Genomic DNA, 21,845 nt, shown 5'->3' with positions numbered 1-21,845 from the left:
TTTGTTTACAAAACCGCCAATCAACAGCGCCAGCCAACGTTGGATTTACCTTCTTTTGACCACAACTTAGGTCGTCCGTTCACCAGTGGGCCAAAAGGTCGCCCCCTGCTCGGCCATGCGTAATAAGGTGTCGCACGGAGAAAAACGAGGGCCGTACTGTGCGGCCAGACGCTGCAAGATTGCGGCGACTTCACCCGCGCCGAGGCTATCCATATAGCGGAACGGGCCGCCGAGAAACGGCGGAAAACCTATACCAAAGACGGCGCCGATGTCGCCATCGCGCGCGCTGCGCACGATCTGTTCATCAAAACAGCGCGCCGCTTCGTTGAGCATCATCATCACGCAGCGTTCAGCAACCTGCTGAGCAGACAAACGCGCCTGCGGACTGGCTACTGCCAATAATGGGTAAATAGCGGGGTCAGCCCGTTTTTTGCTTTTACGCCTTTTTGTCTCATAAAGATAGAAACCGCGATTATTTTTTCTCCCTTTGCGATCGTCCTTCAAAATCGCGTCAATGATGTTTGCAGGCGGGCTAAAACGTTCACCAAAAGCGGTCTCCAGTACCGGGATAATCTTAGTGCCGGTATCAATGCCGACTTCATCCAGCAACTGAATAGGTCCGACCGGGAAACCAAATTTAACCAATGCATTATCAATATGTTCGACCGGCTCGCCTTCCAGCAGCAGGCGCATGGATTCATTGATATAGGGCGCCAGAATACGGTTAACATAAAAACCGGCGCGATCCGCGACCACGATTGGCGTTTTCCCCTGCAGCTTCGCGAGCTTGACCACCGTGGCGATAGTTTGCTCATCGGTCGTTGCGTGCGGGATAACCTCAACCAGCGGCATTTTTTCGACCGGGCTGAAAAAATGCAGACCGATGACCTTCTCCGGCCGGGCGGCCTGAGCGGCGATCTCGCCGATCGGTAACGATGAGGTGTTAGAGGCAAAGATCGTTTGCGGCCCGCAGCATTGTTCGATCTCGCCCACCATCCGCTGCTTGAGCGCCAGATCCTCAAACACCGCTTCGATCACCACATCGCGATGGGCAAAGCCATGATAATCTGTGGCCCCGGAAATCAGCGCCAGCTGACGATCGCGTTCACTGGCGCGCAGATAGCGGCGACGCACCTGCTTATCCAGCAGATCCCAGCTGTACTTCAGCGCATGATTGATGCCTTTCGCCTGAATGTCTTTTATGCGTACCGGCAGACCGCCTTTACAAGCGGTGACGTAAGCAATACCGCCTCCCATTAAACCACCGCCTAGCACGCCGATGCTTTTAAGCGCAGCAGGGTCAGCCTCGGCGCCACGATCTTTTTTCAGATCGGTACTGGCAAAGAAAATAGAGCGTAACGCTTGCGATTGCGGCGTCATCGCCAGTTCGCCAAACGCCCGCGCCTCTTCTGCATAACCGCTGCTGCAGCCGTGCGCCAGTCCGTTTTCTATCACCTGTAAAATACGCTCTGCCGCCGGGTAATTACCCTGCGTTTTTTGCCGGGTCTTTTTTGCCGCCATGCGGAACAGCAGCTGACGGCCCAGAGGCCCGGCAAGCACCCGTTCGCGCGCCGGTACTGTTCGGCTCGCCGGCCGGCCCTGTAGCGCCAACTCAACCGCGGTCTGTAGCAATATCGATTGCGGGACAACATCGTCCACCAGACCGGCTTTCAGCGCCTGACGCGGACGCAATTGTTTACCGGTGAGGATCATTTCGAGCGCCGTACTGACGCCAATCAGCCGCGGCAGGCGTTGAGTGCCGCCCGATCCCGGTAACAACCCCAGCTGTACTTCCGGCAATCCCAACCGCGTTTTATCATCATCGCTACAGACTCGCCCATGACAGGCCAGCGCCAGCTCCAGGCCGCCCCCAAGGCAGGCGCCGTGAATGGCGGCAATCACCGGGATAGAAAGCGCGTTGATCTCGGCCATGATCTGCTGACCCTGACGCGCCAGCGCTTCGGCCTCTGCGGCGCTGGTACAACGAGCAATCATGTTGATATCGGCGCCGGCGATAAAGTTATCGGGTTTAGCGGAGATAAATACAGCGCCGCGCAGCGCTTTATTCTCGCGGAGCTGACGGATAATCGCCCGTACCTCGCCGCCGAACTCGGCTTTCAGTGTGTTCATCTTTTCGCCGGGCGCGTCGATGGTGATAACGGCGATATTATCCGGGCGAATTTCAAGCGTAAAAGCTGTTGCCGCTTCCATTATTCGGCCTCCAGAACCATAGCTGAACCTAAACCCCCTGCCGCGCAGGCAGTGACCAAACCAAATCCGCCGCCGCGGCGCCGGAGTTCATGCAAGGTCTGCGTAATCATGCGCGCGCCGGTCGCCGCAAAGGGGTGTCCGTAGGCGATAGAGCCGCCCAGCACATTGAACTTGCTGGCATCGACTTCCCCGGTCGCCTGCGCGCGGCCCAGAACTTCCCGGGCGAAACGATTGCTGGCTAAACATTGTAAATTCGCCAACGTCTGCGCCGCGAAAGCCTCATGCATATCAATCAGCGTGAGGTCTGCAAGGGTAATTCCGGCCCTGTCGAGCGCCAGGGGAGTCGCCCACGCAGGGCCCAGCAGCATATCCTGCCAGACATCAATAGCGGTGAAAGCGTAGCTACGCAGATAGCCCAGCGGCGTTAACCCCAACTCTTTGGCCCGGGATTCGGTCATCATGATCACCGCGGCGGCGCCGTCGGTAAGCGGCGTACTGTTTGCCGCCGTGACGCTACCGTGTTTGCGATCGAACGCCGGACGTAACTTCTGGTAATCCGCGAGGGTTGAATTTTTACGAATATTGTTGTCCTGTTCCAGCGGCTCGCGATAAGGCGGCACATAGGCCGTCATCACTTCACTGGCCAATTTGCCCTCTTCCCAGGCGCGGGCGGCAAGCTGATGCGAGCGCAGCGCCAGCGCGTCCTGATCTTCACGGCTGATGCCCCAGGTTTTCGCCATCTGCTCAGCGGTGTCGCCCATCCGCAGGCCGGTTGAGTATTCCGCGACAGCAGGCGGCACCGGTAAAAGATCGCGCAGGCGCAGGCGGGAAAAGAGTTTTAGCCGCTGACCAAGGGTGCGCGCTTTATTGGCATCCACCAGGGTGCGGGCCAGTTTTTTACTCACGCCGATGGGGAGAACGGAGGAGGAATCCGCGCCGCCGGCAATGCCCGCGCGGATCGTGCCGGCCATCAGGCTTTCGGCAATATTGGCTACCGCCTGAAAACTGGTGGCGCAGGCGCGACTAACACTATAGGCGTCGGTATGCACATTCATGCCGGTACCGAGCACGATTTCACGAGCAATATTAGGCGCTTCCGGCATCTGCACAACCTGGCCAAAGACCAGCTGTTCAATCACTTCCGGGGGAACTTCACTGCGCGCCAGCATTTCGCCGACGACCATTTTACCCAGATCAACGGCCGGAACGCCGTGATACGCCGTCGCCTGACGGGCAAATGGGGTACGTAAACCGCTGACAATGGCAATGCGATCGCCCTGACGGGTGATAAGCGGTAATGCCTGACTCATAACACTCCCCTGTTAACCGATAAAACCAAGTGGTCTGACCTGATAACTAGTCTTAACTAATTTTTTACATTAAGCCAATCGGGGAAGAGAAAAAGTGGGAGCCAAAACACATTGAATAGAAAAGATAACGCCTCAGGAAAGAGGCGTTAAGAGAGAGGATTAACGTAACCCCAACTGGAAGATCAGCGATTCCGCTTCGCAGCTAAAAACAAAATCGATATTCAACTGCACGCCGCCGTCAACATCGGTGAACGTCGAGTTAATTTTGCACGGTTCAGACTCCACATTGCGGGCTTTTTCGCTCAGCGCGGCGAGCGTCGCTTCCGCTTCAGCGCGGTTGGCAAACACGCGGCTGTAGGAGGCGGTGCAGTCGGTGTTGTCCACAATGGTGCCAACATCCATACAGCAGCAAACTGGGGTTTCATCAGCGCTACATTTACTCATCGTAGATTTCCTCTGTATATGCACCTTTGGTGCCAGACAAATAATGCGCCTATTTTACGCCCGCCCCCGGCCGCCCTCCAGTTGTTAATAGCAAGAAAACGGTTAAGTGACAGAAATCACACTTAAAAATGATCCAAAACAAAAATGCCCCACTTTGGGCATGACGCACCGGGGCAATTTTGCCAGCTGGATCGCGTTTCTGTTATCACAATTGAAAAATCTCATAAACAAACTTGCAACAACTCATCTGGTCAGACCTATACTCAGGCCACTGGTCTGATTTCTCTGTCGTAAAGCAGACCCTACACTTCGCGCTTCTGTTACGGCATGTAACATAGTTTAAATAAAAATAACTCAATGAGGTTATGGGCATGAGCCAGAAAACCCGCTTTACCCAATCTGCCCTTGCAGTGGCTGTAGCACTTGTTTCAACCCAAGCCTGGTCCGCAGGATTCCAGTTAAATGAATTCTCCTCTTCAGGTCTTGGTCGTGCCTATTCCGGTGAAGGGGCAATCGCTGACGATGCGGGCAACGCCAGCCGTAACCCCGCGTTAATCATGATGTTTGACCGCCCGACGATGTCGGCAGGCGCCGTCTTCGTCGATCCGGACGTTAATGTTTCTGGTACCTCGCCTACCGGTAAAAGTCTGAATGCAGACAATATTGCCCCAACGGCATGGGTACCAAACTTCCACTTTGTTTCGCCAATAAACGAGCAGTTTGGTTGGGGTGCATCTATTACCTCTAACTATGGTCTCGCGACTGAGTTTGCTGATGACTATGCTGCCGGCAGTATGGGTGGCAAAACCGATCTCACCACCGTTAACCTCAATTTAAGCGGCGCCTATCGCCTGAACAGCAACTGGAGCTTTGGCTTAGGGTTTGATGCGGTGTATGCGAAAGCGAAAATCGAACGCTACGCAGGTGATTTAGGACAAATCGTTGCCGGTTCCGGCAAGCTGCCGCCAGCGCTAGCGGGCCGGGTTTCCCAGATCCCTGCAGACACTCAGATTGCGCATTTGAACGGCAACGAATGGGGCTTCGGCTGGAACGCCGGTATCCTGTATGAGCTGGACAAAAACAACCGCTACGGTTTCACCTACCGCTCTGAAGTTAAAATCGACTTTGATGGCAACTATAAGAGCGATCTGCCGTCCGCGTATAACCAGATCCTCGGCAACTTCGGTCTACCGGCCGGTACCGATGGCCGTACCACTAACGGCGCGCTGACTCTCAATCTGCCAGAAATGTGGGAGCTGTCGGGTTATAACCGCGTCGCGCCGCAGTGGGCAGTGCACTATAGCCTGACCTACACCAGCTGGAGCCAGTTCCAGGAGCTGAAGGCCACCGGCAGCAATGGTCAGACGCTGTTCTATAAAGATGAAGGCTTTAAAGATGCTTATCGCATCGCGCTGGGTACTACCTATTACTATGACGATAACTGGACCTTCCGTACCGGTATCGCCTTCGATGATAGCCCGATTCCGGCTGGCACCCGCTCCATCTCTATCCCGGATCAGGATCGCCTGTGGCTGAGCGCCGGTACCACCTACGCGTTCAATAAAGATGCTTCAGTGGATGTCGGCGTCTCTTACATGCACGGTCAGCACGTAGAAATTAAAGAAGGTCCTTACACCTTCCGTTCTGAAGGTACCGCCTGGCTGTACGGCGCGAACTTCAACTACCGCTTCTGATAAGCAAACGATATAAAAAAAGGGTGAACATCATGTTCACCCTTTTTCTTTTATGAATCGCGTGGATTACTGCGAATCGATATCTTTCAGCTCATCCTGAATCGCCTGCGCGTTCGGGTTGTCTGCCGGCGTCAGCTTACCGCCGTTAGCGATAAAATCGTGCCGCTGGAAGTAGGCTTCACGCATCAGGATGTACGGATCGGAAGACTGGCGCAGCAGGCCATCGGAATCCAGCAGCTGAGCGCGAGTTTCAATCCCTTCTACCGCCCATTTACCGATAGACATCGGCCAGGTCAGCCAGGAGAGTACCGGATACAGGCCATCGGCCATGTCGCCGCCCTCATCACGCAGGGTGAAACTGCCATAGAACGGTAACTGTACGTACGGGCCGTAGCCCACGCCGTAGTGGCCCAGCGTGCTACCGAAACGATGCGGTTCAACGCGCTGCAGCTGCGGGTTCGCCATACCGGCCACGTCGATCAAGCCGCCCATCCCAAGAATAGTGTTAAGGAAGAAGCGAGTGAAATGCACCATGCCTTTATAGGGATCGCCCTGCAGGAAGGAGTTGACCATTACCGCCGGTTCTTCAAGGTTGCTGGTGAAGTTGCTTAAACCATTACGCGCCGGTTGCGGCACATAATCACGCCAGGCGACGGCAACGGGGCGCAGTACATAAGGATCAACCACATTAAAGTTGAAGTTGAACATGGTACGGTTAAACCCTTCAAGCGGATCTGAACGCCCCTGCGACCGATCGTCAGTGCTGGAACTGGCGCATCCCACCAGCAATGTGGCGCCAAGCGCAAGCGCCGACAGGCGATAATTCATAGGTTTCTCCCTGTTAATTCTGGCTATCGCTGGAGGCATCCGGGACGGCGCCCCCATTAGCATTTTATCGTTGGGTAGCTGCTTTCAGCATAGCCTTCTTTGGCATCAATGTAGCTTCCCGATTCTATACATATTTTGCAATATTCGTATTGCTATTCTTGCCATTGCGCTGAATTTAGGAGCATATCCTGTGCCGCCGCGCTGATTTCTCTCTACGCTTAGTAACAAATACAAATGGAGAGCAGCCATGACCCGACAAAATAGCGCCACCGGCACACATGATAGCGATGAACGCGAAGTTGAAAGCGAAGAGAAGCAACATGGCGAGAAAATAGAAGTGGATGAGGAGCGTCTGCCTTCGCAGGCAATGGCCACCCATGAGGTGATTCGCCAGGAGGGAGAAAAGGAGCTCGAGCGCGATGCCATGGCGCTACTGTGGTCAGCGATTGCCGCCGGCTTATCAATTAGCGCTTCGCTGGTGGCCAAGGGAATTTTTCATGTTCACCTCAGCGCCCTGCCCGGCGGTTATCTGCTGGAGAATTTGGGTTACACCTTCGGCTTTATTATCGTCATTCTCGCCCGTCAGCAGCTGTTTACGGAAAATACCGTTACCGCCGTGCTGCCGATTATGCATAAACCCAGCGCCGGTAATATTGCGCTATTGCTACGCCTGTGGGGCGTGGTGTTATTAGGTAATTTATTGGGTGGCGCTATCGCCGCCTGGGCGTTTAATATCATGCCGATTTTCGATGACGCCACTCGTGAGGCGTTTCACAGCATCAGCCAGAAAGTCATGGAGAATACGCCTGGCGAGATGTTCGCCAATGCGATTATTTCCGGCTGGCTGGTGGCGACAATGGTCTGGATGTTCCCGGCCGCTGGTTCGGCGAAAGTCATCGTCATCATCCTGATGACCTGGCTCATTGCACTGGCGGACACCACGCATATCGTCGTCGGCAGTGTGGAAATTTTCTATCTGATTTTCAGCGGCGCCCTGCCCTGGCAAGAGTTCATCTGGCCCTTCGCGCTGCCGACGCTCGCCGGCAACATCTGCGGCGGCACCTTTATCTTCGCCCTGCTAAGCCACGCCCAGATTCGCAACGACATGACCCAGGAACAGAAAGCCAAAGCGAAGGCCGAAGCAGATAAAAAGGGCTAAACGGCTGCAAATTAAGCAATTAATCGCAATGCGCTTAACGGGCGGCGGAAAAAACGCTATAATCCCGCCGCCTTGTCCCCTTAGTTAAATGGATATAACGAGCCCCTCCTAAGGGCTAGTTGCAGGTTCGATTCCTGCAGGGGACACCATGTTTACCTCATCTTACGGCTATTTCAATTCTCTTCCCCACCCGGTTTAACGATCCCAAGTGCCAGCGTATGTTGCGGATCGCGGGCTATCCAACTACAAGGTCGGCGAAAATACTCAGCACTTATCGCGGCAAGCGCGATGACTATTAACATTTCCATCTCGCCACAGTTGCCCCAATAAACATCCTGCCGATGGCGGGTAATATTCCAGCCGCAGCCAGATAGCGTAGGCTGCGCAAACAGTATGCAGGCGTCAGGCGCCTCTTCGAGCCCGATTTGCCGCTCCGCTCGAGAGCAAGTCTCTGATAATGTTTCTTTATCTGTAACATCGTACACTTCACCGCGAGTGAGGCAGACGGAGCCGCCCTTACCAACCAGCCATAATGCCGCCGACTCGCCGGCTGGCAGTACCGAGTAAAAGGAAGCCATTAGCGAGTGGCACCCGGCCACCAGAATCGCTTCATTGCTCGCTAAGGTGTCGCTTATCGCAGCAAATTCCGCAAGGCTCTGTTCGCCTCGCCACAACCGTGGCTCAGCAGGCAACCCGACTGTAGGAAATGTCGCCTGCATCTGAGCGCAAAATGCCTGCCAGGCGCGGCGCGAACCCTGCCAGTAACAGCACCGTAAATCGGGTAACCCAGCGTGGAGGCGTTGTTCCTTCCATTGCAGCACCAGCATTTTCACGAGCTGTACCTCGCGTTCATGCGCAGGCTCAACCAAGGTACGGGCAACTCGTAATGCCTTGCCGCTCGCCTCGTTTTTTACCTCTGCGGGACGCTGTTCATGTTTGAGCAGGCGCCACCAATGCGTATTCGTTGATCCAGACGGCCCGAGCAACACTACGTCACTTAACGTAAAATGCAGCTGATGCTCTGTCCACCACTCCTGCTGATACTGACTGACCAGCCGGTAATAGTATTGAGCGTAATGAACCGACAGCCGGTAATAGAGGAGACGAAGCATCCACAGTATCACCATCACTATCGCACTGCCGCATGACACTATGCCGACAACGTTTCCAACAGGCTGAAGTATTAGCGCCCCGATTCCCGAGAACACCACCACTATCAAGCTTATCGACAACCAGAGCACACCATAAGGCGGGCTGGCAACCTGGTAAGGCGGATATTCAGGTAATGGCCTCATCTTCCATATCCGCACAATAGGTGCAGAGTAAGGTTCTGGCGTCTTTCCTGTAACATTGTTCGCTCCTGCTCCAACTATACCAGCAGCGCTGAGGCTATTGATTCCGTCCAACGCTTTTCTATTTGTGATTTCTTCAGCGCCAGCCGCTGCTCACTAATCATCTGGGTTTGACCGGCAACGACCAGGCCAGGCTCCATGGTGGGCAACTGTAACTGCGCGGCGTTTTTCAGCATCGATAATGGCTTACCAGAAAGCAGATCGATTGCCTGAGTTTCTAGATAAATAGCCCCCGCAGCGCCAATTACCCCAATAAGCTCACCCATTACCCGCTTCTGTTTAATGATAACGGCGACACCGCCTGCGACCGTCGCTGCCCCAACTACCGCACCAGCAATCATCAGTGGAGTTAGCGGTTTACTACTTCGGCTGCCAAAGTAGATCATCCGCTGCAGAAAATAACTCCCCCACGGCTCGCGGGCTCCTAGAGCGCTGTGCATAAACCATGCGCGGGAATCATGTATTTGCTCGTCGAACAACGCCCGTACCAGTCCTGCTGGCAGATGGGCATTACTGCTCTCACCCTGCGGCGGAAAAAGTATTTTTTCTCGCTCGGCGCCTGTGGTTTTTATTTTTAGCCACTCACCGTATTCATCATCACCATTTAGCAGGAAAATCCCATTACTCATTGCGTCGACGGCCTTAAACAACCAATTGCCGTTATCCGTACGCGATAGTCGATGATAATCCTCCCGAAACTCATCTGCCGCCTGACGCAATTGCGTCTGCCCAAGGGCGGCATCAAAATCTTTTGGCCCTTGCGGCAGCATCAGAAACGCGGACTCCTGATCTTGCTCAACAATACGTTTACGCCGTGCTTTTTCTACCGCCTGTTGGGCCTCCTCTCTCTCAGCTTCAGATTTTTTTCTGACCTGCGGATCGCTATCTTTATCCAGTCCATTTGCCGCAGAATCGATGTAAAAGCGCTGGGTCTTGTAGCTACCGCCGGCATAGCGATTAATGCGCCATGCGGTGATCCAAGCGATCTGTTCTTCCAGGGCTCGTTCCAGGCAGAGGGGAGCACGTTGGGGGTCATATTTGGCGGCCAGTTCTTTACTAATATCTTTGGCGTAACTTTCAACACTTAAAGTTAAAGTCCTCCAACTGTTAAAACGCAGAACCACTTCTGGAGAAATATCAAAGTCACGAACTAATTGGACGGGCATAACGCGCCAAAGATCCTTTTTCAAATCAACAGGTAAACTTTGCAGCTTCACCTTTAATGGCGCACCTATATTATAGGCTGCAGCGTATATATCATTCAGCGCAATTTGGGATATTAATTCTAAATCAGAATCACCTTTTCCCTGATCCCCCGGCGGATATCCTCCCCCTATATCCGAGTGCACCCCCGGATAAATAACCTCCACGCTATTCGCCGGGTATTTGCCGTCCGGGCGGCGAATGGAATCCAGCGGGAAACACAGCCGCTGTTCATGTGCCGAAACCAGATGTACACAGCGTTTGATAAATCCGCCGTAGAACTCTTCATCCGGCAGCTCCTGGCTTCCGTCCGCCCACCCCATATGTCCTTCCGCTACGGGGGCAATATGCGCGACCCCCACTGAAGCAACGGTATCTAACAGGCCCAGAAACTCCACGCTTAATGGGATCTTCAGCTCTCCCACCGCCAGACACTGTTCGGGCTTTGTTTCTCCCTCCCCTGGCTTTGGCAGCAGTTCGCTCAGCCAGTTAACAAAGGTCCTGGCCGCTGCCGCTCCACGAGAAAAACCATACACATACAGCTTAATGCCTAATAGCTTCTGTTTGCCGGGCGTAGCGGGCAGCAGCGCTTTGCGCAGATCTGCGGACATTGCATTCAACAGATTATGGATGGTTTCATAGCGGTTAGCGCTGCCGGTCAGGCCAAAGGAAACCATCGATGTTGCCATCTTTTTGACCGCCTTCCAGCTATCGCCATCCGAGAGCGCATCCTTATCCATGGTCCGTTTGAGAGCATCGACCAGCCGTAGCAGCCCCCAGTTTATCCGGTCTTCGCCGTGTGTTGCCGCGGCGAGTCCCATTATGCTGAAATCCAGATCCATCACCTCCGGGAAAGGAGTACCGACGCCGGGAATATAATATTTGTAGTATTTATTGCCGCCACTGTTGCTGGCATCCAGCAGCTCAGGCCCTTTATCCGCCAACCCACCAGCATAACCCTGGCCAATAGTGGCGCGGAACAGGCGGGCAATATTAGTTGGATGCTTCGGATTGGCGACAAAAAGATCGTGATTAAGGTTATTACCGGTGCCATCAAAAAACAGGCTGATATGCAGTGTTTTGCAACAGGGGGGCTCCACGCGCCGCCCGACGGCCAGCGATAATTGCTATCGGTAGGCCGTTTCAAGGCTCTCCTGGCGGAGGCTATTCTGCCCTACCAGCGCGGCTTGCGTCGGTAAACGTCCTTGCGCCGGAAACGCAGGCGGGTACCATGCCCGCTCGCTAATTATCGCGGACATAATTTCGGCTCCATCATCTTTATAGGTTCCTTAATGGGGTATCCCGGACTGCCGTAGTTGGCACAACTGGTGGTCACTTTGGCCCGATCGCAAGGCAAAAAATGCACGGTGATCCCGCAGGTTTCCTGTCCCGTATAGTCCGGTACCGAAACTAAAAATGAATGATGTCCACCTAATGCATTGATTTTTTTATACCACTCTTGTATTTCATCTGAATAACTTTGCCACGCCTGATAATATTCTTTTTCACTCATTCTAGAGGTATCAGGCCGTTCTGGCTCTGGGATATCAGGAACATCGCTGGCAAAAGCCACCCCCGTTTCCCAGTTCACCTTTACCGTCATCCCTGGTCTCCATTTCGCAGGTACCTGGTAACAGCATCCACCGCCGCCCCCCTGATACGGCCCGATAATGTCTATTCCCGACTGGCCATCGACGCTGAAAGCGTTAATCGCCCAACGGGTATGATTGATGGCTTTAATGGTTCCCGCCAGCGCCCCCTGGCTGGCGACAGTCAGCAGCAATGCCACCAGTATCACGCGCGGAAATGTTAGGTTCATGGAATATTCCTTTATCAATAACGAGGCATGTGAGTCATGATTTGGTTTTCATTCTGCAAGAGAGTGCCGTTCCACCAGGGTATTCATCACCCATTCCTCGCGATCGTTGTCCAGCAAAATTCCATTTTTTGTCGCATCCAACATCGCCCGAAAGCAGGCTGAAAAGCGTTCTTCTTGGGAGCTGAACAAGCTGTCCGGCAGACTTCGATGGCGAAGAAATAACCTAACGTCGCAAAGACACATCATCACTTCGAATTGCTCATCACTGAAAGCGATTTTCTGGCATTTTTCACCACGCCCAAGCGGAGCGCCGTGACCGATCAATAGTGCCGGCCTGGCATCAAGATCCAGCCAGCTCCAGAAGAGTGCGGGACGACGTAGCTGCGCTTGCTGCTCGGGTTGCAGAATATCGGAAAATAGCCACGGAAATAGACGAGCGTCAAAGTAGCGAAAAAGGCCTGATCGCCCCTCATGCGTTGCATCAACGCAGTCAGTTAGCCATTCGGCTAGCGTGGAGAAAGCCCACTGCGACCCTATTGCCAGTAATGGCGTTCTGGTTTGCGTTTTATACGCCAGTTCGATAAACCACTGCCGCTGTAGCGGGGCATTAAGTGCGATACGAATCAGGAGCGGCGCCATTTCGGGCAGAGATTCCTCCGGCAGACCAAGGTAAAGGAACTGCCATTGAAGAGGGGGAGAAAACTCCTCAAGTGCCGGGATAATGGAATAATCGAGACCGCTCTGGTCAATAATAAAATCAAGATACGCCGTTTCTATTTCGGCACAAAGCGGCTCAAGCTTGCTTACCCAGTCACTTATAGATTGCATACTCAACTATGTTTCCCTCTGTAAGAAACGCTCAGGTATGTTGCTATTTCCCCCCTATTTTTATGCTACACACCTTCGCCAACAATAAAAGAATAATGATTGAGATGAGATAAAATTAAGCGACGCCACTAAAAAAATAAAAAATCACTTAAATATATTCATCAATATGAAATAGATAAATCACCCTATGCTAATGGCGTTAAATGTGCATAATCAGGCAACCGGGAGAGCAATCTGCGCTTCGTAGCGCAGATTGCTCAACTCCACCTTAGTCATGCAAACCGGCGTAAGCCCTGAGTCATCTTTTTTGCAGGCGGTATACATGAAACAAATCACTATCAGTGATATGCAACAACAGAGCGCGGCCGCCGCGGTCTCACCCCGCCTACGGGCGCATCGTAACTTCCATCCGGAACTCAGCGATCCGGTACAGCGTCTGGCCATTGCCATGGAGCCGGGAACTTACATTCGTCCTCACCGTCATCCTCATACTTTTGAGCTGCTGCTGCCGTTAAGCGGCCGTTTTGTAGTACTGAACTTCGATGAACAAGGCACCGTGACCCACCGCGTGGTATTAGGAGAAGAATGCACGGCGCTGGAAATGGCGGCCGGCACCTGGCATGCGGTATTGTCGCTCGATCGCGGCGGTATCATTTTTGAAGTCAAGCACGGAGGCTATCAGCCGGTAGCCGAACAGGATTCCGCGCCATGGGCGCCAGCCGAAGGCGCGCCGGGTACCGAGGAATTAATGGCGTGGTATGCCACGGCGCAGGTGGGGGATGGCGGTTTTACTCTCCAGAAGAGCGCCCGCTAATTTGTGCCTGCGATGGTTACTATAAAAAGGCGCTGCGGCGTCTTTTTTATTTGTCGATACAATCATTAACATCTAACGCATTCAGTTTTAGAGTAATTTATTATAGTTCAAACCCGGCTTACCGTTAATTAAGCATTGTTCTATTCCTTATTTATAAAACAGGGATTATAATTATCTACAGAGGGTATTTTAACCATCCTCCGCCGTATAAATATTATGAACTATAAACTCACATTCCGCTGATGAATAGTTTTTCATGAAAAGGATTGTGTAGTCGAATAAAAACGCTCGCGTTCTGTTAATCAGAACACGCAAACCATTTAAAACATTTATATTAAATTAACGCCATGAATAAGATAGAAAGAAACATTTGGAAGTTGAACAATCTCCCACCGCTGGAGTATTGCTCTATCGCTCGTGCGCAAAAACTCTTGCAGTGCGAACTGGAAGATTTACTTCACTGGCACGATATCGGCGCTATCAGCCTGTGCCTGAAACTGAAAAAAAATCGCGGCACTCTCAATAGCGCCTTAACCAGGAATCAAGGGGTTGGCGACTCGTCATACGGCTACGGTGGTTTTGATGACATTACCAAAGCCAATAAACCCTGGTCTCAGCACTCTAAAATAAACAATATCATCACCCTGAATGAAAATGTGTCGGTCATTGATGCCAATCACGACAGCGCCATCGCCAAAATTAAACTCAACGTTTCAGTTTCTGGTTTATGGCACACTCATTCAAGAAATCTAATGGATGTACTGGAGAATCCGGACAACATTCAACAAGAAGATTCACTGAGCATTATCTCTCCGGCTAAAAACGTCATCTACTGCAATTTCATTCCTGATAATGATGATAAGCCGACGATTGAGCTAAGCAAGCTGTACATTACCTGTAAAGAAATTGAGAAAATTTACGAGCACACCATCAGTAGTCGTCCGCTGGAACATTCTGAAGCCGCGATGAATTCATATAATGAAAAAACCATTAATGAGCCATCCACGCCGCCACAAAATAAGCTGCTGCTCGAATTCATTAATTATATCATTCAATCTAATCCCGCCTTTAACCGCGATCTACTTAATGCGACAGAAAGCAGTAAACAGCTCGCTTTTAAATCCATCATGGAAAAACTAAAAAAAGAAGGCATCGTCACCAACGAAAATCATTCGATGGCTTCACTCTCTGAACTGATTCTCAATTCATGATACTCATTTTTGTGCGGATTATTCACACGAATAATCCGCTACTGTTACAGTGATAGTGCTGATACCGGCGCACTTTGCTTTCCCGAGTAAAAGCAAAACAGAAAAAGTACGATAAAAGACAAAAAATATCCCCCTACCGCGTTCGCTATCGTCTATATATCTTCTATTGTTTATCACGGTCGATTCACATCGACTTCATCATCTCACGCCAACTATAAGCTCATGCTCAAACTATCCCGATGCCCCATAGCCATTCTCGGTACGCTTGCTTTGTATTGCGGTTCCGCTAGCGCTGAGGTCGACCTCGGCTCAATCGACATTTTTTCCGCCGATAACCCGAATAGCCCGGTGCCTAAAGGATGGGTTCTCGGCGGCGCCGCCATTAGCGGTACCGCACGCTACCAAAAGCAGGACAACGAAACCCACTTTATTCCCGGAGGATTGTATTTTGGCGACCAGTTAATGTATCTCGGCGATCGCGCCCGCTACTACTTTCACCTTGATGACAATATCGCGCTTTACGGCTATGGGCGCTGGCGTTTCGGTAATTTAGATCCCAGCGACGATGCGGCATTCAAGGGAATGGACGAACGTAAAGGGGAACTGGAAGGCGGTATTGGCGCTACCTGGATCACGCCATACGCGCTGATAAGCGCGCGCATCAGTTCCGATATCAGCGGCCGCAGCAACGGCCAGGAGCTGCTGTTATGGGCCGATTTTCCGATTGTTAAAGACAATCTGCTGGTGATGCCCGGTATGGGGCTGATGGTGCGTAGCCATAACATGGCGAACTACTATTTTGGCGGCGTCTCAGCAGGCGAGGCGACGCCCGAGCGCCCGCAGTGGGATACCGGTACGACGGTATCGCCAATGGTCGCCATCATTACCAGCTACCGCTTTAGCCCGCATTGGGTCGCTATGGTAGCGGCAAACTACGAACGCTATGATGACGATATTGCCGATAGCCCCATTGTCCAGCACAGCGGCGAACTGTATGGCATCCTTGGCGTTGGATATACCTGGTAGATAAACCGCATGTCTGGCAAAAATCATCCTCGCGTGAGAGAACTCAGTAGTATTTCGGCAACCCATAAGCAAATCTTATTGACTCAATCATAAATAAGTCTTTTAGCTTATGGCATAAGCTCGCTACCCTGAAGCAGGGTTCAATCTCCAGCCTGCCGCCGACTGAGTTCTTTTACCCGGCCTCTACGCCGGCATGTGCTCTGTAGGCCCGCGCAAGCATAGCGCCGCCTGGCAATAACCGCGGGTAAAAAGCCGCTTTCGAGCCGGATGGCGGCTGTGCCTTATCCGGCCTACGGTCCGTGCCATGGCGAGCTGAAAATTTCTACCGCTGTCCCCATGGTTACTGAAACTGCCGGTGTTGGTGGCTTCAAAATCACTGAGACGTTCCCGGCAGGAGGGGAGCGCAATGTGCTCTGAATTAACACCACATGTTTTTCCCGGACCAAAACAGTTGCAAACCGATAACAGTATCTACAGGAGCCGCTCATGCCTACTCATGATAACTATCTTCAGCGCGCCATTACGCTTGCTGCCAAAAATGTTGAAAACGGCGGCCGCCCATTCGGCGCCGTCATCGTGCGCCAGGGTGAAGTCATTGCCGAAGCGGTGAATACCTTGCACCAGAGCGGCGATCCTACCGCGCACGCTGAACTCAACGCCATCCGCGACGTTTCTCTACGTCTGGGCAATCAGGTATTGCGCGAATGCGTGGTTTACGCCAGCGGACAACCCTGCCCGATGTGTCTGAGCGCGATGTATTTAACCGGCGTGCGCGAAGTCTATTTTGCCAACAGCAATCAGGATGGCGAGCGCTTCAATCTCTCTACCGCCGCTATCTACCAACAATTGCAGCAGCCATTGGATGACCAATCACTCCCCATTCACCACTGCCCACAACCCGAAGGGCTGGCCCTGTATCAGCGCTGGGCGGGTAAAGCGTAATGAGCCAGACGCAACGCAATACGCTGACGTTATTTGTGCTGGTACTGATCGGCATTAATATGCGCCCGCTACTGACCTCGATAGGTCCATTGCTGCCGCAACTGCAACAGGCAACCGGTATGAGCTTTACCCTGGTTTCACTGTTGACCGCGCTTCCGGTCATCGCGATGGGGGTGCTGGCGCTCGCTGGCGGATGGATTAACCGCCACGTTAGCGAAAACCGCAGTATTGCGTTAAGTCTGCTGGCGATTGGCATTGGCGCGCTCCTGCGCGAGCTGGCGCCGCAAAGCGGCCTGCTGCTTAGTAGCGCGCTGCTCGGCGGGATTGGCATCGGCGTGATTCAGGCGATTATTCCCAGCGTCATCAAGCGTCTTTTTCATCGCCGCACGCCGCAGGTGATGGGATTGTGGTCAGCGGCGTTGATGGGCGGAGGCGGCCTTGGCGCCGCGCTCACCCCCTGGCTTGCGCAGCAAAGCGCGCTCTGGCACCACGCGCTGGCATGGTGGACGCTACCGGCCCTGGCTGCGCTCATTGGCTGGTTGCCGATCAGCAAAATGCTGCCCGCCGCGCCGGTTGCCGCATCGGCGCAAGCCGCGCCGTCGGTCTTTCGTCACCATCGGGCCTGGACGCTTGGCCTTTATTTCGGGCTGATCAATGGCGGCTACGCCAGCCTGATTGCCTGGTTACCGCCCTATTATATGCAGCTTGGCCACAGCGCTCAGTTTAGCGGCACGCTTCTGGCATTGATGACCGTCGGCCAAACCGCCGGCGCGCTGTTACTACCGATGCTCGCTCGCCACGAAGATCGCCGTAAGCTGCTGATGTTGGCGCTGGCGCTGCAGTTGCTCGGGTTCTGCGGTTTCATCTGGTGGCCACAACAGTGGCCGCTGCTGTGGGCGGTGAGCTGCGGCATAGGACTGGGCGGCGCCTTCCCGCTGTGCCTGGTACTGGCGCTGGACCATTCACCGCAACCTGCCGTCGCCGGTCGGCTGGTGGCGTTTATGCAGGGCATCGGTTTTATTATCGCCGGTTTATCGCCGTGGCTTTCAGGGCTGCTGCGCAGCCTGAGCGGAAACTACCAGCTAGACTGGGAATTCCACGCCATCTGCGTTTTCCTCTTAATGGCGCTTACCTTGCGCTTTGTTCCCGCACGTTATCCACATCAATGGCGCGCGCCGACGACCGGCCACTAACCTCATCGCGATAGGGTGCAGAAAGTGATTTCTGCACCTTCCCGCCTATAGAAAAAATCCCAAAATCAAATAACTACAGAATGTCAGGGTATTGCTTAAAATCATCGTCGCCGTAATTGAATTTATTACCGAATGAAATTAATGTGTCGCCTATTCACGACAGTCGTAAGTAACTAAAAATTAATAAAAAAATGGATCTTGTTTCCACCATTTTTTAAGCGTACATTAGCGCCATCTGGAGCAGTTAACGCACAGAATTTCGGGTTGCCGCAGCTGCCAGAATAGTCTGGTTTTATCTGCGACAATCCTGCAATGGTTAAAGTTAAATTCATTTAGGCGTTTCGCCAAAATGCGGAGTGACATGTCGTGAAATACTTTTTGATGGGAATTTCTTTTATGGTCATCGTTTGGGCCGGTACCTTCGCCCTGATGATTTAACCTGCTATGCAGTAAAGAGATGGGAGCCAGACGGCTCCCATTTTTTATTCGTGGTGTTCAGCTACCGTTTTACCAGCTGCCGGTAGCAGCCCATCTGCACGGAACATGGATTTGATACCGCGGATGGCCTGACGGATACGATCGCGGTTTTCGATTAATGCGAAACGCACATGAGTATCGCCATAGTCGCCAAAGCCGATTCCCGGCGAGACGCACACTTTGGCCTCCTGCAGCAACTTTTTAGCGAACTCCAGCGAGCCCATCGCCGCATATGGCTCCGGAATTTTCGCCCACACGTACATTGACGCTTTCGGGCATTCAACCATCCAGCCGGCTTCATGCAGCCCTTTCACCAGCACATCACGGCGACGTTTATATTGTTCCGCAATATCACGCACGCACTGCTGATCGCCTTCCAGCGCGGCAATCGCCGCTACCTGCAACGGCGTGAAGGTACCGTAGTCATGGTAGCTTTTGATGCGGGCCAGAGCATTAACCAGCGTTTTGTTCCCTACCATAAAACCAATACGCCAGCCGGCCATGTTGTAGCTTTTTGACAGGGTGAAGAATTCGACAGCCACATCGCGCGCACCGGGCACCTGCATAATCGACGGCGCTTTCCAGCCATCATAGACGATGTCGGCGTAGGCCAGATCGTGCACCACCAGCACGTCATAACGTTTCGCCAGCGCGACGACTTTTTCGAAGAAATCGAGTTCAACGCACTGGGCGGTAGGGTTCGACGGGAAGCCCAGAATCATCATTTTTGGCTTCGGATAACTTTCACGGATCGCGCGTTCCAGTTCATTGAAGAAATCAACGCCTTCCACCAGCGGGACGGAACGGACCTGCGCCCCGGCGATAACCGCGCCGTAAATATGAATCGGATAACTGGGGTTTGGCACCAACACCGTATCGCCATGATCGAGCGTCGCCAGCATCAGATGCGCCAGTCCCTCTTTCGAACCAATCGTCACGATGGCTTCTGATTCCGGGTCGATATCGACGTCATAACGCTCCTGGTACCAACGCGAAATCGCGCGGCGCAGACGCGGAATACCGCGAGAGGTAGAGTAACCGTGGGTATCCGGGCGCTGGGCAACGGTACAGAGTTTTTCGACGATATGCGGCGGCGTGGCGCCATCCGGGTTACCCATACTGAAATCGATAATATCTTCGCCACGCCGACGCGCAGCCATTTTCAGTTCGGCAGTAATGTTAAAAACATACGGAGGGAGACGATCGATACGCGTAAAACGGCGTTCAGGACTGAATTCAGCCATAGATTCCTCAGATTAACGTTAGCGCCCGGACCGTCCGAGCGACGCGGCCACCGATGTGGCTCGCTTAGAAAATAACCTGAAAAAAAACACGCTGTCGAGAGGGTTGATAAAAAATAATCGTTGGCGCAAAAAATAAGGCATTACTTATTAGTATGCGGCAGAACGCCTCCCTAAAACGTGCATATATTAAATAAACAATTAACATATTGATATCATTTATAATACTTGAATTTATCATCACTCCCCATCAACGCCCTGATAGCTGGAGATATCCACTTATCCCCTTTTATTTTTATGCTTGTTCCTCATTGATTTCTGCGGCTAGCCTTCTGGCGCGAGGTTTTCTATCATATTGCTTTCCTGCGAATCCTGGGCGCACCCATGCACGATATTTTTAATATGCTGCTGGCGGTTTTTGACCGCGCGGCATTAATGCTCATTTGCCTCTTTTTTCTTATCCGCTTACGCCTGTTTCGCGAACTGCTGCATAAATCGGCGCATACGCCTCGCGAGCTGCTGGCGGTCACCGCCATCTTCTCCATGTTCGCGCTGTTCAGCACCTGGTCCGGCGTTCCGGTAGAAGGTTCTCTGGTCAACGTACGTATTATCGCGGTGATGTCCGGCGGGATCCTGTTTGGCCCGTGGGTCGGCGCGATTGTCGGCGTAATTGCCGGGGTACACCGCTATCTCATTGATATTGACGGTGTGACCGCCATCCCCTGCTTTATCACCAGTATTGTCGCCGGGCTGCTTTCCGGGCTTATCAACCGCAAAATCCCGAAAGCCCAGCGCTGGAAGGTGGGGATTCTGGCCGGGATGCTGTGTGAAACGCTAACCATGATCCTCGTGGTGCTGTGGGCGCCGACGCTGGCGTTGGGGATCGATATTGTCTCCAAAATCGGTATCCCGATGATCCTTGGCAGCATCTGCATCGGTTTTATTGTACTGCTGGTCCAGAGCGTGGAAGGCGAGAAAGAGGCCAGCGCGGCGCGCCAGGCAAAACTGGCGTTGGATATCGCCAACAAAACGCTGCCGCTGTTCCGTCACGTGAACAGCGAATCGCTGCGTCAGGTTTGCGATATTATTCGCCGGGACATCAATGCCGATGCGGTCGCGATTACCACCACTGACCGGGTGCTGGCCTACGTTGGCTATGGGGAAAATAACTATAACGATCGCAACAACGATATCAGCCCAACGACTCGTAAAGCTATTGAAAGCGACACCATCATCATTAAAAACAACGATGAAGCCTACAGAACGCCGGAGATCCACTCCATGCTGGTGATTCCGCTACGCGAGAAAGGTGTGGTGACCGGCACGCTGAAAATTTACTACTGCCACGCGCATCGTATTACCTCCTCGCTGCAGGAGATGGCGATCGGCCTGTCGCAAATAATCTCCACCCAGCTTGAGGTCTCCCGGGCCGAACAGCTGCGTGAAATGGCCAATAAAGCGGAACTGCGCGCCCTGCAGAGTAAAATAAATCCCCATTTTCTGTTTAATGCGCTTAACGCCATCTCCTCTTCCATCCGTATGAATCCGGATACCGCCCGGCAGTTGATTTTCAATTTGTCGCGTTATTTACGCTATAACATTGAGTTAAAAGATGACGAGCAGATCGACATCAAGCGCGAGCTATACCAAATTAAGGATTATATTGCGATCGAGCAGGCGCGATTCGGCGACAAGCTGACGGTGATTTATGATATTGATGAGGACGTCAGCTGCGTCATCCCCAGCCTGCTCATTCAGCCTCTGGTAGAAAATGCCATCGTCCACGGTATTCAACCCTGTCGGGGCAAGGGCGTGGTGACTATCGCCATCAACGAATGCGGAAACCGGGTGCGCATCAGCGTACGGGATACCGGGAACGGTATTGACCCGGCGGTGGTGGCCCGCGTCGAAGCCGACGAGATGCCGGGTAATAAAATTGGCCTGCTGAATGTTCATCATCGGGTGAAACTGCTCTACGGCGAAGGGCTGCATATCCGCCGCTTGACGCCGGGGACGGAGATTGCGTTCTACGTCCCCAACCAGCACGCCCCGGCGACTGAACCGGTATCGCTGTTGCCATGAGCGGAGAAAAC

17 protein-coding genes, 1 tRNA gene and 1 pseudogene are annotated in these 21,845 nt (G+C 52.9%); 10 read left to right on the top strand and 9 right to left on the bottom strand.

The window, feature by feature from the left end:
• Positions 1–66: 66 nt before the first annotated feature.
• The 3 genes from fadJ to PGR23_RS00865 form a co-directional block, all read right to left on the bottom strand.
• A complete protein-coding gene (fadJ, locus tag PGR23_RS00875; RefSeq protein ID WP_380378648.1) occupies positions 67–2,211 on the bottom strand; it encodes a fatty acid oxidation complex subunit alpha FadJ in 2,145 nt (714 codons plus the stop codon).
• Positions 2,211–3,521 (bottom strand): acetyl-CoA C-acyltransferase FadI, encoded by a 1,311-nt coding sequence (gene fadI / locus PGR23_RS00870; RefSeq protein ID WP_045391522.1) that lies wholly within the window; start codon positions 3,519–3,521, stop codon positions 2,211–2,213. The genes fadJ and fadI overlap by 1 nt, the downstream gene beginning before the upstream one ends.
• A 159-nt stretch (positions 3,522–3,680) precedes the next feature.
• Positions 3,681–3,965, bottom strand: a complete 285-nt coding sequence (locus PGR23_RS00865) for a YfcZ/YiiS family protein (RefSeq protein WP_015706185.1) — start codon at positions 3,963–3,965, stop codon at positions 3,681–3,683.
• Between the two features lie 371 nt (positions 3,966–4,336).
• On the opposite strand from PGR23_RS00865, the gene fadL reads away from it, so the two are divergent.
• Positions 4,337–5,659: a long-chain fatty acid transporter FadL gene (gene fadL, locus PGR23_RS00860; protein ID WP_045391524.1), complete on the top strand. Its 1,323-nt coding sequence runs from the start codon at positions 4,337–4,339 to the stop codon at positions 5,657–5,659.
• Between the two features lie 66 nt (positions 5,660–5,725).
• On the opposite strand, the gene mlaA is transcribed toward fadL, so the two are convergent.
• Positions 5,726–6,487: a phospholipid-binding lipoprotein MlaA gene (gene mlaA / locus PGR23_RS00855; protein ID WP_045376992.1), complete on the bottom strand. Its 762-nt coding sequence runs from the start codon at positions 6,485–6,487 to the stop codon at positions 5,726–5,728.
• Positions 6,488–6,734: 247 nt separating this feature from the next.
• On the opposite strand from mlaA, the gene PGR23_RS00850 reads away from it, so the two are divergent.
• Positions 6,735–7,646 carry a formate/nitrite transporter family protein gene (locus PGR23_RS00850; RefSeq protein WP_045391527.1) on the top strand — a complete coding sequence of 304 codons (912 nt, stop codon included), beginning with the start codon at positions 6,735–6,737 and terminating at the stop codon, positions 7,644–7,646.
• Between the two features lie 74 nt (positions 7,647–7,720).
• Positions 7,721–7,795: transfer RNA gene (locus PGR23_RS00845), tRNA-Arg, on the top strand.
• Between the two features lie 24 nt (positions 7,796–7,819).
• On the opposite strand, the gene PGR23_RS00840 is transcribed toward PGR23_RS00845, so the two are convergent.
• From PGR23_RS00840 to PGR23_RS00825, 4 genes and pseudogenes are all read right to left on the bottom strand, one after another.
• Complete coding sequence (locus PGR23_RS00840; RefSeq protein ID WP_316423358.1) at positions 7,820–8,941, bottom strand: hypothetical protein; 1,122 nt, start codon at positions 8,939–8,941, stop codon at positions 7,820–7,822.
• 74 nt (positions 8,942–9,015) lie between these two features.
• Positions 9,016–11,460, bottom strand: a pseudogene (locus PGR23_RS00835) (T6SS phospholipase effector Tle1-like catalytic domain-containing protein).
• The gene (locus PGR23_RS00830; RefSeq protein WP_047045769.1) at positions 11,448–12,020 is read right to left on the bottom strand and encodes a DUF3304 domain-containing protein; all 573 of its coding nucleotides are present in this window, start codon (positions 12,018–12,020) and stop codon (positions 11,448–11,450) included. The pseudogene PGR23_RS00835 and the gene PGR23_RS00830 overlap by 13 nt, the downstream one beginning before the upstream one ends.
• A gap of 48 nt (positions 12,021–12,068) precedes the next feature.
• Positions 12,069–12,848 carry a DUF4123 domain-containing protein gene (locus PGR23_RS00825; RefSeq protein WP_396280094.1) on the bottom strand — a complete coding sequence of 260 codons (780 nt, stop codon included), beginning with the start codon at positions 12,846–12,848 and terminating at the stop codon, positions 12,069–12,071.
• A gap of 322 nt (positions 12,849–13,170) precedes the next feature.
• Here PGR23_RS00825 and PGR23_RS00820 point away from each other — a divergent pair, with 322 nt between their 5' ends.
• From PGR23_RS00820 to ypdK, 6 genes are all read left to right on the top strand, one after another.
• On the top strand, positions 13,171–13,662 hold the full coding sequence (locus PGR23_RS00820) for a WbuC family cupin fold metalloprotein (protein ID WP_045391542.1): 492 nt from the start codon (positions 13,171–13,173) through the stop codon (positions 13,660–13,662).
• A gap of 347 nt (positions 13,663–14,009) precedes the next feature.
• Positions 14,010–14,873 (top strand): hypothetical protein, encoded by an 864-nt coding sequence (locus PGR23_RS00815; RefSeq protein ID WP_045391545.1) that lies wholly within the window; start codon positions 14,010–14,012, stop codon positions 14,871–14,873.
• 348 nt (positions 14,874–15,221) lie between these two features.
• Entirely contained in the window at positions 15,222–15,899 is a 678-nt protein-coding gene (locus PGR23_RS00810) for a MipA/OmpV family protein (RefSeq protein WP_052667981.1), read from the top strand.
• 486 nt (positions 15,900–16,385) lie between these two features.
• Positions 16,386–16,841, top strand: coding sequence for a nucleoside deaminase (locus PGR23_RS00805; protein ID WP_047078322.1), 456 nt, complete (start codon positions 16,386–16,388; stop codon positions 16,839–16,841).
• Positions 16,841–18,034, top strand: coding sequence for a cyanate transporter (locus tag PGR23_RS00800; RefSeq protein ID WP_047045754.1), 1,194 nt, complete (start codon positions 16,841–16,843; stop codon positions 18,032–18,034). The genes PGR23_RS00805 and PGR23_RS00800 overlap by 1 nt, the downstream gene beginning before the upstream one ends.
• 366 nt (positions 18,035–18,400) lie before the next feature.
• The gene (gene ypdK / locus PGR23_RS00795; protein WP_077777854.1) at positions 18,401–18,472 is read left to right on the top strand and encodes a membrane protein YpdK; all 72 of its coding nucleotides are present in this window, start codon (positions 18,401–18,403) and stop codon (positions 18,470–18,472) included.
• Positions 18,473–18,516: 44 nt separating this feature from the next.
• Here ypdK and alaC read toward each other — a convergent pair whose 3' ends face one another.
• Complete coding sequence (gene alaC, locus PGR23_RS00790) at positions 18,517–19,755, bottom strand: alanine transaminase (RefSeq protein WP_047078323.1); 1,239 nt, start codon at positions 19,753–19,755, stop codon at positions 18,517–18,519.
• 381 nt (positions 19,756–20,136) lie between these two features.
• Here alaC and PGR23_RS00785 point away from each other — a divergent pair, with 381 nt between their 5' ends.
• Positions 20,137–21,834 carry a sensor histidine kinase gene (locus PGR23_RS00785; protein WP_047045749.1) on the top strand — a complete coding sequence of 566 codons (1,698 nt, stop codon included), beginning with the start codon at positions 20,137–20,139 and terminating at the stop codon, positions 21,832–21,834.
• Positions 21,835–21,845: the final 11 nt, after the last annotated feature.

The organism is Klebsiella sp. 141162, from assembly GCF_050600755.1.
Classification (GTDB): Bacteria; Pseudomonadota; Gammaproteobacteria; order Enterobacterales; family Enterobacteriaceae; genus Klebsiella; species Klebsiella aerogenes.
Note: the sequence above shows the minus strand (reverse complement) of the source record. Positions and strands in the feature narration are given on the sequence as shown.

Coding starts and splice junctions, on each gene's coding strand:
- fadJ (WP_380378648.1), bottom strand. CDS start 2,211: ATGGAAGCGGCAACAGCTTTTACGCTTGAAATTCGCCCGGATAATATC.
- fadI (WP_045391522.1), bottom strand. CDS start 3,521: ATGAGTCAGGCATTACCGCTTATCACCCGTCAGGGCGATCGCATTGCC.
- PGR23_RS00865 (WP_015706185.1), bottom strand. CDS start 3,965: ATGAGTAAATGTAGCGCTGATGAAACCCCAGTTTGCTGCTGTATGGAT.
- fadL (WP_045391524.1), top strand. CDS start 4,337: ATGAGCCAGAAAACCCGCTTTACCCAATCTGCCCTTGCAGTGGCTGTA.
- mlaA (WP_045376992.1), bottom strand. CDS start 6,487: ATGAATTATCGCCTGTCGGCGCTTGCGCTTGGCGCCACATTGCTGGTG.
- PGR23_RS00850 (WP_045391527.1), top strand. CDS start 6,735: ATGACCCGACAAAATAGCGCCACCGGCACACATGATAGCGATGAACGC.
- PGR23_RS00840 (WP_316423358.1), bottom strand. CDS start 8,941: ATGAGGCCATTACCTGAATATCCGCCTTACCAGGTTGCCAGCCCGCCT.
- PGR23_RS00830 (WP_047045769.1), bottom strand. CDS start 12,020: ATGAACCTAACATTTCCGCGCGTGATACTGGTGGCATTGCTGCTGACT.
- PGR23_RS00825 (WP_396280094.1), bottom strand. CDS start 12,848: ATGCAATCTATAAGTGACTGGGTAAGCAAGCTTGAGCCGCTTTGTGCC.
- PGR23_RS00820 (WP_045391542.1), top strand. CDS start 13,171: ATGAAACAAATCACTATCAGTGATATGCAACAACAGAGCGCGGCCGCC.
- PGR23_RS00815 (WP_045391545.1), top strand. CDS start 14,010: ATGAATAAGATAGAAAGAAACATTTGGAAGTTGAACAATCTCCCACCG.
- PGR23_RS00805 (WP_047078322.1), top strand. CDS start 16,386: ATGCCTACTCATGATAACTATCTTCAGCGCGCCATTACGCTTGCTGCC.
- PGR23_RS00800 (WP_047045754.1), top strand. CDS start 16,841: ATGAGCCAGACGCAACGCAATACGCTGACGTTATTTGTGCTGGTACTG.
- alaC (WP_047078323.1), bottom strand. CDS start 19,755: ATGGCTGAATTCAGTCCTGAACGCCGTTTTACGCGTATCGATCGTCTC.
- PGR23_RS00785 (WP_047045749.1), top strand. CDS start 20,137: ATGCACGATATTTTTAATATGCTGCTGGCGGTTTTTGACCGCGCGGCA.